Here is a 12517-nt window from a genome sequence, read left to right as displayed (position 1 = left end):
GGACAGCCAAACTGGCTGCGTAGGACACGCCTACGTGCTGACACCGTGGTCGGAGTGCAAATGACGCCATCGTCCTCGACACGCCTCGCCAGCATCGAAGCAGCGCTACAGGACCACTTCCAGCGCCTCAGCGACAGCAAGGGCCGCGGCGCGGACGCCTCTCCGCTGTTCGCCATCGAACACGGGCTTGATGGCGAAACGGTCGCCTCGCTGGGCGATCGTCTGGGCTCCAGCCTACGCGACCTGGGCTATATGTCGCCCAAGCACCAGCTGACGTGGGTGGTACACGCGGCAGAGCGTGGCTATAACTTCGCCGGCCTCGAGTACTGGAACACCTTCGCCCAGGCGACACCGGGCTGGCTGCCGTACGGGAATCGCGAAACCCTCAGAGACTACTTCGAGGCGTTCTCGAAGCGGTATCGCGGCGTCCGCCCTTCGGGCGGGTGGGCCCACCACTACAAGTACATCTGCTGGCCCATCGCGCACGCGCTGTTGCCGCGCGACCTGCAAGTGCAGTTGATGCAGGCCGTCTACCGGGCGCGGCACCACCTCTACATTGCGCTGCGACAGCCGGACGAGTATCTGGGGCAGCTTGTTGCGCATTTCGCCTACTACCCGACGCACCGCTTCGTCTTGTTCCTGCGGGACAAGCGCCTGGCCGGCTGGATCGTCCGTACGCTACTCAGAGGCGAAGACGTGGCCAGCGGCCTGGAGCCCACAGCCCTGGCCAGGATCGTCAAGGATCTAAAGAGCGAGGGCCACGCACGGGCCTGGCTCACGGAGTCGCGCGGCGTATACCAGCAGCACTCGGTCAGGCCGCAGGGCGGACACCTTGGCATGCCGGCCAGCCCGTGGCTGCCCGACTTCGGCCGCCTCCGCGATGAGGCGGCAACTGCGACGCGGCGCGAGCCGGAACTCGAGCCGCGGCTGTCCTTGATCCGCACGGCCGCCGACGAATGGACGCCGGTCATCACCATCCCGACCTTCGTGCACCTGGCGACGGGGAACGACGAGCTGCTCGACCACCTCGAAACGAACCGGGTCGGCGTGCCCTGCCACGGGTCCAAGATGGGCCCAGCCACCGCGTTGCTTTCCCCCGCCGGGCTCGAGCGGACCATCACCAGCTGGCCCGCAGACCGGACATGCGTCGTGAGGTTCGATCGCGCACTGCCGGTCGTCGACGAAATCGTGAAGATGAGCTGCCAGCTGCGGCCGGCGAGCCTCTGGCTATTCCGTGTCGGCAGCGATGGGCGCGCGGCTCATGTGATCGGCACTTCGGTCCGCCCGGGCGAGCGCTATGTGGTGATCGTGCGTGACGCCAGCAAGCTCCCCGCTCTGTGGCATCCCCACCGGATCGCGTGCGAAGGCGTCAGCGCGGCTTACGTCGAGATTCCGCATCCCGTCGGCACCGCCTTTCAGGCTCGACTCCAGCAAGCCGGGCTGTCTGCCGTCTACGGCGTCTCGATCTCTCCGGTCGGTGTCGTGCCGGTGGGCTGGTCGCCCCAGAGCTTGGGCGAGTGGTTGTCCACGCAAACGCCATCCTTCAGGCTGCATCGTGACCACGAGTTCACTCACTACAGCGTCGGCATCGAAGGGCAGCCCTCGACCGTGATTGCCTGCAGTTCCGCGGCCGAGCAGATCGTGTCTCTCGTGGGGCTGCGAGAGGGCCGGCATGACGTCGTGATCTCCACCCACGCCGGCGCACCAGGGGCCGGCGCGGGTTCCAAGCGCATCGGTAGCGCCAAGCTGGCCATCGTGGTGCGGCAGCCCTCCAGCTTCGCGCCGGGCCGGCAGCCGCTGCAGGCCATGCTCGTGACCTGTGCGCCGGCGGCTCCGACGTTCTCCGAGTTCATCTCGGGGCGCGTGTCGCTGAGGGTGGACGGCGATGCCACCCGGGAAGTGGTCGTGCGGCTGGATCTGCTAGACGCCGCCGGCGAAGTCCTCAGCGCGATCCCCATCTGCAAGCAGCACCTGCCGATCGGCGGTAAGGACCTGCGAGAAGCGGTTGGCAGGACGCTGCACCATGGCAGCGAGGAGTTCGATCTCCTGAACTTCGAGGCGGCCCAGATCGTGGTGGACGGCGGAGACCTCGGGCTGCGCCGAATCATCCTGCAGCAGGTGGTTCAGCCCTTGCGGTGGACGTACCTGCAGGAGAAGACCAAAGCGACGCTGCAGCTGCTCGATGACCTCGAGAACTCGGTGGTGCGGGTCCGCACCGCTTCATTTGAGCGGCCCGCGCAGTGGCGGGTCATCTCAACCAGCCAAGCGACAAACGGCATCGACGTGGCGGCCGGCGATGGCCTGTACGTGGCCACCAACGCGACGGTGGAGGCATGCGTCGTCGTCAGCCCGCCGCGCGTTGGCAAGGGCTTCGACCTGTTCCGTGTCGCGATCAACCCCACCGACCTGCCGGGGACGCTCCTGGAGACGCTGGAGACCTACCGCCTGTGGGCAAGCGCCCGGGTGTGCGGGCTGATCTCGCGCTACCGCCAGCGGCACGTGCTGCAGGCCCTGCAGGATCACGGCATCGGCATGGTGGCAGGCCGTCGCTGGCGCGAGCTGGAGCAGACACTCAGCGAGCACCCGACGGAAGAGGATTGGGAGCGCCTCGAGGCGTCCTGCCAGTGGCAGACAAGCTACGGAATCATGCTTTCCAGGGTCTGGGCCAATTCCGACAAGTCGGGCGAAGCACTCGAGGAGCGGTTCGTCAACGTCACCATGCGGTTGCGCATGGCCGACGACCCGGCCGTGGCCAGGTGCGCATGGCGGCTGTCGGGCGGCTTCCACGACCTTCGCCCTGAAGATGTCACCAACGCCTGCGAGAAGTTCTACGGCGCCCTCGGACGACCCATGCGCGGCGCGCGGCTGCTGCGGCTGTACGCCGACCGCGGGCGCGTGACGGCCGAAGTGGAGGAAGCATGCAGGTCGTAGCGCTTTCGCCCCAGCAGGCACTGGAAGGCTTAGTCGCCGAGCATGGTCTGACCGGCCGCGAGATGTCGGCAGAGCTGCTGGCGAGTGTCATGCGCAGCCAGCTTGCCCGCATGTATCCCTGTCCGCCGCACGCCCTGTTGGCGGCCACTCGCCGAGCGCTCAGCGGGCTGGGCTGGGACGCCGATGCCCTCGGCAAGGCCGCCAGCGACGTGCTGGAAGACTTGCAGACCTGCGGCGACGTCGTCGAGCTCGCACGCGTCACGGTGGCACAGGATGAAGACCGGTCCCAGTGGTTGTTCCCGGCGCCGCCCGGATTCGTGCTGCGGGGTCACCGTGCCTACCTGTTCGGTATCGCCCCGGACAACGCGCCATGCTTGCCTGGCGAATACCGGCAGCATCTTCAGCTCAACGGGGCCGCTCGCTTCCTAGCCCTGGACGAGCCTGGCGCCCTCTCGCCGGCCTCGCTGCAGGCTCTCGGCCTTCGACAACTGGATGAGCGCGAATGGCTGGGTCTTGAACGCACGGAAACAGCGGCCCAGCACCTTGACGTTCTCCGTGACCGGCTACAGCGGCACGGAACGAATGGGCATCTGCCCGGCATGCGGACCCTCGCTCACCAGACCTCTGCGCGTACGCCCTACCAACGCCGCTGGTCCGAGGACAGCACCGCCACCGGCCTGCACATCGTGCGCGTGGAACAGCCCCATGGCGCGCCGCTCTGGTACTTCGCCGAGCTTGTGTCGGGACGCTGCAAGCGATCGCTGCTTCTGCCCTTCCACCTCGACACCGACCGCGGCTGTGACCAGGCCTGGCGTGCGCAGCTGGCCATTGATGCAAGCCAGGGCTGCCCCGCGGGCTATTCGGTGGAACGCCGGGGTGCCGAGGCGATCCTGCGCCTGGACTTTCCGCTGCCCCTTTTCGCCCGACGCCGCCTTCTTTTTCTGGGCGGGTCGATGGCTCGCGAAGACAACCCCAATGCGTTCGTGGTGCCGGCCAACGAGGAAGCGTCCGAGCGGCGCTATCTGGAAGAACGCCTCTGGCTGCGAGAGCTCGTAGCCTGACAAGGATCGAGGAATAGCAAGATGTCCAAGACCGTCGACGAAACCGCCAACGACCGAGACTGTGTGAGAACGCGTCAACGAGACGCTGACGAGCGTGTGCCTCGCTGGTTGAACCCGCTGCAACCGCAGGTGATCGCATTGTCCCGAACGGCGAGCATTTGCGTTTGGGCGCCTTGTAGGGCTCGCAGAGCTGGTTTGGCGCGCTGAGGGCGCTCACGCGCCCATCACCCTCATCGCTTGGATCAGCGGACCGATGCCCAAGATGTGCATCACCCGCTTCAAGTTGTAGGCCAAGACGTGCAGGCTCATCTCCGTGCCGACATGCGCGAGCCGTCGCGTCAGGAAGTGCGTTGAGCCCATCCAATGCTTGAGCGTTCCGAAGACGTGTTCCACGGTGCGCCGTCGGACCCTCATGGCATCGGGCGCTTGATCCAATCGCTGCTGAACAGATTCCAGGACGGCCTCGTGCTCCCAGCGCCTGATGCGGCGGTACGCACTGGTGGTGCATTGCTCTTTCATCGGGCAACGCGGACATGCACTCGACCAGTACAGGCGTATCTGTTGACCCCTCTCGTCCGTGGTGAAGCGGTGAACGGCGCGCTGACCCGCCGGGCATTGGTACTGGTCGTCGCGGGCGATGTAGATGAAGTCGGCCTTGTCGAAGCGTCCTTCGGCCTTGGCGTTGGAAGTCAGCGGTTTGGGCACGTACGCCGCGATCCCCTCGTCTTCGCAGGCCTTGAGCTCCACACCGTTGTAGTAACCGCGGTCTGCAATGGCTTGCAGCTCGGTGACGCCCATGGCCTCGCGCGAGACCACCGCCATCTTGCTCAGCTGCGCTCTATCACTGCTGTCGTTGGTCACCTCGTGCGCGACGATCAAGTGGTTCTTTGCATCCACGGCCGTCTGGACGTTGTAGCCAATGACCGCCGAGCCCGGTCGGCTGGTCGCCATGGCGCGTGCATCGGGATCAGTCGTTGACAGTTGCCCATCGCGCTCAGACGCCAGTTGCGCCTTGAGCGCGTCGAGCTGCTGCATGCGCTGACGAAGCTTCTTGATCTTCTCCTGCACGCGTTCTGTCTTGGCCTGCAGTCCAGCCGTCTGTGTCCGGTCCGCTGTCTCAAGACCGTCCAGATAGCGTTGGATGCTCTCGGTGATGTGCTCCTGGAATCGTTCGATCTTCACAGCAGTGAAGTTCCGGTCGCGGTTGTTGACCGCCTTGAACTTGCTGCCGTCGATGGCCACGATGGCCTGCGAGAAGAGGTCCAGGTCGCGGCACAGCATGACGAAGCGTCGACAGACGTTGCGGATGCCCTTGCCGTTGTCGTGCCGGAAGTCGGCGATGGTCTTGAAGTCCGGCGCCAGGCGGCCGGTCAGCCACATCAGCTCAAGGTTGCGCTGGCATTCGCGTTCCAGGCGCCGGCTGGACTGGATGCGGTTGAGATAGCCGTAGATGTAGATCTTCAGCAGCACGGCCGGGTGATAGGACGGTCGACCAGTCGCGGCAGGGTTTGCGCCATCAAAGCCAAGTCCTGGCAGATCCAGTTCCTCGACGAACGCATCAATCACCCTGACCGGGTTGTCTGCGCCGACGAAGTCGTCGAGGGACTCGGGTAGCAGCGTGACCTGGTGTCGATCCTCTCCCTCGATGAATCGCTTCATGGGCAGACCCGTGCTGTGGCGTTCCCACAATCTAGGCTGCGGCGCGGGCTATCCAAGGAGGGTTTTCACACAGTCTCGACCTGAAGCAGTCGCTGATCGAGTACATCGAGGCGACGTATCACATCGCCGACACGCCGCTCCTGCTGCAGCGGCGCACCTTGCTGGAGGAAGAAGGCGTCATCCACCAGGCGCCGTACCTGGAATCAACGCCCAGGTACAAGCCCGGCAAGGCATTCGGCAAGATTGACGGCCTTGATGCCGCCGCGGCGGAGCTGCTGCAAGTGATGAGCAAACCGGACCCGACCGGCAAGCAGTTGCTGTTCGACCCGCCGTATACGCACCAGGCTCAGTCGCTGAAGTCGGTGGCCGTCGACGGGCGCAATGCGGTCATCATGACCGGCACCGGTTCCGGCAAGACCGAGTCCTTCGTGATGCCGATCATGGCCAAGCTTGCCACCGAGGCGAAGCACCGTCCGGCCGTCTTCGCGCAAAGTGCCATGCGGGCGCTGATCCTGTATCCGATGAACGCCCTGGTGAACGATCAGCTGGGGCGTCTCAGGGCCATGTTCGGCGATGCCCGCGTCGTCGCGCTATTCAAGAAGTGGGGCGGACGGCCGCCACGGTTCGCACGCTACACAAGCCGCACGCCTTACGCAGGTGTTCGAACCAAAGACAAGGACGGCCGCAAGCTGAAGGCTTTCTCTACCTTCTACGTCAATCACCTGGAACAGGCACGGGGCGATGACCCCGAGAAGAGCGCGAATTCCAGCTCGCTCATCGAGAGTCTCAAGAGCCGGGGCAAGTGGCCAGGCAAACCCGACATGGAGCGCTGGTACTACGGGAAGGGCAAAGGCAAGGCAGCGCACTGGCAGGACGCCGACAAGAACTTCGTGCGTGCCGTGACGCTGCCGGACGACACCGAACTGGTCACCCGCCATGAAGTCCAGCAAGCCGCGCCTGACCTCCTGGTCACGAACTACTCGATGCTCGAGTACATGTTGATGCGACCCGTCGAGCGGCCCATCTTTGACCAGACGCGGGACTGGCTGAAGGCCAACCCCAAAGAGAAGTTCCTCATCGTCCTGGATGAGGCCCACCTCTATCGCGGCGCGTCAGGGACCGAAGTTGGCCTGCTGCTGCGTCGACTCCGTGATCGCCTCGACATCACCCCTGATCGTTTCCAGGTCATCTGCGCGACGGCCAGCTTCGAGAGCGAGGAGAACGCACCGTCCTTCGCATCGAAGCTCGCTGGCGTGCCGGTCGAGCTGTTCGACACCATCGTCGGCGACAGGCTCTATCGCGATGGCGCCGGCACCGGAAGCGAAGCGGAAGCTCAACTTCTTGCTGACATCGACATGACGGAAGCGGGCTTCTACAGCGCCGACGAGTCGATCAAAGCTGCCGCAGCCGCGCCGTTCCTCCGCTCGCGGGGCTTGAAGCCGCCCGGAGACCTCGGCGTGCTCCTGCACGCCGCACTGGAGGCCTACGCGCCGTTGTCACTGCTGGTCAACCACACGATGGGGCAGGCGCGCCCGGTCAGCGAGCTCGGCGCCTTCATCTTCCCTCGGGTCGAGCAGCGGCTGGCTGACCTGGCCGTGACGAACCTCGCGGCGCTGGCGACCAACGCACGAAAGAAGGCTGACGATCCCAGTCTGCTCCCCTGCCGGGTGCATTCGTTCTTCCGCGGGCTGCGCGGCTTGTGGGCCTGCCTGGATCCCGATTGCAGCGAGCTGTCGCCCGATGAGCGCAGCGCCACAGGGAAGCTTTACGCGCAGCCCAGGGAGATCTGCGGGTGCGGCTCGCGGGTGCTCGAGTTCTACACCTGCCGCGTCTGTGGCTCACCCTACGCACGGGGCTACTGCGAAAACCCCGAGTCTCCGGACAGCGTCTGGAACGAGCCCGGGACGCCGCTGCGCACCTCCGGCGGTGAGATCGATCCGCTGAACCCGCTCGACATGCTGTTGGTGAAGCCGGGCAACCCTGAGCTTGCCGAGCCCTGGAACCTGGATCTGCGGACGCTGCAGATGAACTCCGACACACCGGGAGGGCGCACTCGGACGGTGTACCTGCCCCCCTCCCGACTGCCAGCGGGCACCAAGGACGAGGACGATGACGGCGAGGATCAGCCACAGATCGCCGGCAAGTTCAGGCGCTGCGGGATCTGCGAGATGGGCAGTACCCACCAGGACTCTCCTGTCCAGGATCATGAGACCAAGGGCGACCAGCCCTTCCAAGTGCTCCTTGGGAAGCAGCTCCAGGTGCAGCCACCCGGTAACAAGCCCGCCACGGCGTTCGCGCCGCTGCGTGGACGCAAGGTCCTGGCGTTCTCGGACTCCCGACAGGTCGCGGCTCGACTGGCGCCGAACTTGCAGATGTACGCGGCACGGGATGCGCTGCGCCCGCTCATGGTTCGCGGCTGGCAGCGCCTCGAGCAGTTGAAGGGGTACACGCTCCGGTTGAATGACATCTACGCAGCGGTGTTGCTGGCTGCGGCTGAGCTGGGCGTGCGACTTCGCCCTGAGCTCTCGGAGCATGAGAGCTTCTCCGAGTACGCGACGGTGATCGAGAAGGTCCAGCAGGGCGTTCTCGACAACGATGCCGACCTCATCGAGCTGTGCATGGAAATTCGGTCTGGGGACGGCGCCCCGGAAGCCTTCCTTGCGGACATCGTGTCGACGATGCGTGACCGCCTGCTTGGGCTGGAGGCCCTCGCTATCGCGTCGGTGGTCGAACGTGCGGACAGGCGGTCGACGATTGAGAAGTTGCCGGACATTCCAGGGATCGCCACGGACCCGGAAACGAAAGTGCAGCTCGCGCGGGCATGGCTGCGACAGTGGACGACGGCTGGGTGCTGGATGCACGGCATGAAGGGCCGCTGGTACAAGCACCATCCCGACCGCAAGGTGCGCGTTGAATCGCGCAGCGGCACGTTCCGCAAGCTGGAGCGCTGGCTCCGGACCACCGAAGCAAAGAAGCAGTTCAAGCAGCAGTGGCTGCCGGCCTTGCTCAAGGCCTTCTGCGAGCCGATGTCCCAGACCGAGTACCGACTGGTCGGCAACAACGTCAGCCTGGCGCTGGGCGGCAAGTGGGTGCGGTGCGCGGACTGCAAGTCGGTACATCGTCCGGTCGGCAACATCAAGTTCTGCCTCGACTGCGGTCACGAAGCCGTCGAGCCGATGGACCCCGAAACCGACATCGTCTTTGCCAAGCGCAAGGGCTATTACCGCCGATCAATCCAGGCTGCCCTGGGCCCCAATCCCGAAGTGCCCATGGCGCTGATCGCCGCCGAGCACACCGCTCAGCTCAATGCGGCCGGCAATGAAGGGGTGTTCTCGAAGTCGGAAGTGAACGAGCTGCTGTTCCAGGATGTGCAGCTGCCGCCCGACGACGAGCGCCGCCCGCGCGTGGCCATCGACGTGCTCTCCAGCACCACCACGATGGAGGTTGGTATCGACATCGGCCAGCTGTCGGCCGTCGCGCTGCGCAACATGCCGCCTGGACGTGCGAACTACCAACAGCGCGCAGGCCGTGCCGGCCGCCGTGGCAACTCGATCGCCACCGTTGTTGCCTTCGGTGGCTCCGACACACACGACGAGCACTTCTTCTCCAAGCCCAAGGACATGATCTCTGGGCCGGTGGTCGATCCGACGCTGACGTTGGACAACAGGGACATTGCGATGCGCCACGTGCGCGCGTTCCTGCTGCAGGCCTATCACCGTGAAAGGCTGCCCTCGGTCGACAGCAGCAAAGACGGCAGCCTGTTCTCGGTCCTCGGCAACGTCGCTGATTTCCTCATGCCGGGATCGCCGTTGAACCTCGACGACTTCAAGCAGTGGCTCCAAGCCAACGAGGAAGCTCTGCGCGCTCGCGTCCAGACGTGGATGCCCGTCGAGTTGTCGCCCGGTGACAGGGACTGGCTCCTCGCCGAGATGGTGAGTCAGACCTCGCGCGAGATCGAGAAGGCGGTCATCGCTCGGATCGATGAACCGCGGCCTAAAGCGCCCAGGCAGCAGCATGACGATCCGCTTGACGAACTGGAAGCGCAGGCCGAAGCCGACGAAGAAAAGCCGCCCTTGTCCAGCGCGTCACCGGCGCTGCTGGACACGCTCCTGTACAAGGGTGTGCTGCCTCGCTACGCCTTCCCGACCGACGTGGCGACCTTCCATGTTTTCGCGCCTGACTCCAACAAGTTCAGGCCCAAGTTCGATTTCGTGCCGTCCCAGGGGCTCAACGTCGCCCTGAGTCAGTACGCCCCAGGCAAGCAGGTCTGGATCTCAGGCAAGTGCTACACGTCTGGCGCCATCTACTCGCCCTTCGAGCGGGACCGCAAGCAGCAGTGGGTGAATCGGAAGCTCTACCTGGAGTGCGGCCAGTGCGGCTACGCGTACACGACCGACGCGGAGGGCGAGGTGAAGAAGGGCTCGCGGCTGAACTGTCCGGCTTGTGAGGGAAGCCTGACACTGGGTCCGGCCGCGTTTTGGATGCGGCCCACCGGTTTCGCGCATCCAATCGACGAGCCGCCCGTCACGTCGCCAGACGACATGCCGCTGACCAGCTACGCGACACGTGCGCGCTTGACCCTCAAGAGCCCAGACGAAACCGAATGGACGACTGTGAGCGACCGTATTCGCTTCTTTGCCGCCAGGCCCCACCTCTTGGTGTCCAACACCGGGCCTAAGCGAAAGGGGTACACCTACTGCGATACCTGCGGGCGGATCGAGGCGACGGCCGAGGCCACGGGCAAGCTGCTCAGGGCGCACCTCAAGCCCTATCCCGACGACAAGCAGCCGAAGTGCACCCACGGCTTCGTGCCGGACGGGATCGTGCTGGGAACGGACTTCGTGACCGACGTTGCGCTCTTCTCGTTCCGGCTCGACGATCCCTATCGCCTGAAGGCGGGCGAGACGATCACGCAGATCGCGCTGCGCACGGTCAGTGAGGCCCTCGCCAGGGCGGCGTGCAACGAGCTGCAGATCGATCCAGGTGAAATCCAAGCCGAGTTCAGGGGCGCCTTGTCTCAAGACGGTGTGGCCGGTCTCGAGACGGAAATCTTTCTGTACGACACGCTGCCAGGTGGTGCCGGCTTCGCGAAGGCGGCAGCCGAGCGCGGCACGTCGCTCTTCGTTGAAGCGCTGCGGCTGATGGAGGAGTGCCCCAACTCCGGCTGCGACTCTTCCTGCTATCGCTGCTTGCGGACATTCCGCAACCGAATGGACCACAGCGCGCTGGACCGTCACGCAGGGGCTGCGCTTCTCAGAGCGGTCCTCGACCGCCCGACCGTCAGCTTCGATCGGGCGCGGCTGCAAGTCGCAGCTGACCTTCTCGCACAGGATCTGCGTCGTCAGGTCAGTGAGGGTTGGGGCGTCACCGTCACCACCGGAAAATTTCTGGACGACGGTGACACGCATGAAGGCGTCGAGGTGAACGACAGCTCGGGTGCCAGGCACCTCCTCATCGTTCGCAACCCCGTCGTGAACCTGCAGTACGACACCGCCTCAGCTCTTCCTGGCCCTTGGTCCTCGGTGACTTCGGTGAGCGAACTGGAGATCCGCAAGAGCCTTCCAAAGGCCACTCAGGCGGCTCTTCGGGCAATCACGGGGCGGGAGTAGCGAACTCGGCGTTGAGCGCTCGCTGGATGGTCGCGTGCTCGTCGCCCTGGCTCCAGTCAGGGAAGCGCGCGGCCCGCGGCATCGCCCATCGCTCGCGCCAGTAACTGCCGAAGTCCTGCTCGCTCAAGTTGATGGGCGCACCGAACTCTCCACCGGCCATGCCCTTGTCGAAATCCTCGACGAATCGGTAGAGGAACACCTCACGAAGGACGCCATGGCGAAGCATGCTGCTGGGCAGGCCCACGCCCAGCAGCGTCTTCGTCATGTTCTGCCAACGCACCTTGGGCCCGTTGCCGTAGCCGGGGTCGGTGTACTTGCCGATCAGCTTGAGGAATGAGCAAGCCTCTTCGTAGAGGTGCTCGAGATGGAGCATTCCATAGCCCTGCGTGTAGCCGATAGGCTCCGCAAGCAGGCGGTCCTTGTACTTGAGCCGGTTGTACTGCGAGCTGCGTCCGAAGGCGCTCGTCGTAGTGACACCGACCAAGGGCTGTGAGATCTGCGCATTGCTCATCTCGGTTTGCTTGCCGACGTACTGCCGCCAATAGCCGCGCCGGATGGTGTCCGTCGAGATCATGCCCGCGCACAACTTCCCACCGAGCAGGAAGGAATACGGCGGCACCGCGCCGACGGCGTAGGCGTCGAGCGTGGCGTTGACCAGCGAGAGCTTGGTCTCTGCAGGGCTCTTGAACAGCGCGTCGCGAACTGCCAGATCCGCCGGTGGCGACTGCAGCCCGATGATGCCGATCACGGACTCGTGGTACTGGTCGTAGACAACGTAGCGCAGCCGGCGGCCATAACCCTTGTTGTAGGGCATGGACCACATGCAGCGTGTGACGAAGAACAGTTCCGACCACAGACCCGTCGTCTCGGCAGGCTGGAGCACCGGATCGATCCGGGCCGGATCGATCTGCGATCCCACCTTGAAATGACGCTGGTGCCGCCTGAACAGCGCGTTGGCCTTCTCCCTCTGTTGGGTGATTTGCTTGGCCCCGATGTGCATCGCGCGCAGAAAGTCCTTGTCGCCCGATGCGACCGCCAAGTCCATGGCGCCGCAGGCGGCCAGCACTTGCTCACGCAGGGACTCGGCGGCGGCTTGAATGTGCGCTGGATGGGGGACGACGAGCGCCTTGCCAGCGGCGGCAGACGCAGTCCTTGCTGTCCTGATCGGGGTCTTCGAGGGGGCGTTCATCACACCTCTATTTGGCCACTGGTTGGCCAACACCGCAAGGGGAAATTCACCGCGAAAACCGTCTTCGA

The 12517-nt window shown here is 64.9% G+C and carries 5 protein-coding genes; 3 read left to right on the top strand and 2 right to left on the bottom strand.

Annotated features, from left to right (window positions below):
* Positions 1-60: 60 nt before the first annotated feature.
* Positions 61-2931, top strand: a complete 2871-nt coding sequence (locus tag EV671_RS00845; protein WP_132569117.1) for a hypothetical protein — start codon at positions 61-63, stop codon at positions 2929-2931.
* A complete protein-coding gene (locus EV671_RS00840) occupies positions 2919-3992 on the top strand; it encodes a hypothetical protein (RefSeq protein WP_132569116.1) in 1074 nt (357 codons plus the stop codon). Before EV671_RS00845 ends, EV671_RS00840 begins: the two co-directional genes overlap by 13 nt.
* 213 nt (positions 3993-4205) lie before the next feature.
* On the opposite strand, the gene EV671_RS00835 is transcribed toward EV671_RS00840, so the two are convergent.
* Entirely contained in the window at positions 4206-5651 is a 1446-nt protein-coding gene (locus EV671_RS00835; protein WP_132569115.1) for an IS1182 family transposase, read from the bottom strand.
* 158 nt (positions 5652-5809) lie between these two features.
* Between EV671_RS00835 and EV671_RS00830 the strand changes: the two genes are divergently transcribed.
* Complete coding sequence (locus tag EV671_RS00830; RefSeq protein ID WP_207911061.1) at positions 5810-11260, top strand: DEAD/DEAH box helicase; 5451 nt, start codon at positions 5810-5812, stop codon at positions 11258-11260.
* Here EV671_RS00830 and EV671_RS00825 read toward each other — a convergent pair.
* On the bottom strand, positions 11244-12449 hold the full coding sequence (locus EV671_RS00825; protein ID WP_165917433.1) for a Druantia anti-phage system protein DruA: 1206 nt from the start codon (positions 12447-12449) through the stop codon (positions 11244-11246). The genes EV671_RS00830 and EV671_RS00825 overlap by 17 nt on opposite strands.
* Positions 12450-12517: the final 68 nt, after the last annotated feature.

The sequence above is a fragment of the Roseateles saccharophilus genome, from assembly GCF_004342485.1.
GTDB classification, from domain to species: domain Bacteria; phylum Pseudomonadota; class Gammaproteobacteria; order Burkholderiales; family Burkholderiaceae_C; genus Pelomonas; species Pelomonas saccharophila.
This window is presented reverse-complemented; position numbering and strand designations above follow the sequence as displayed.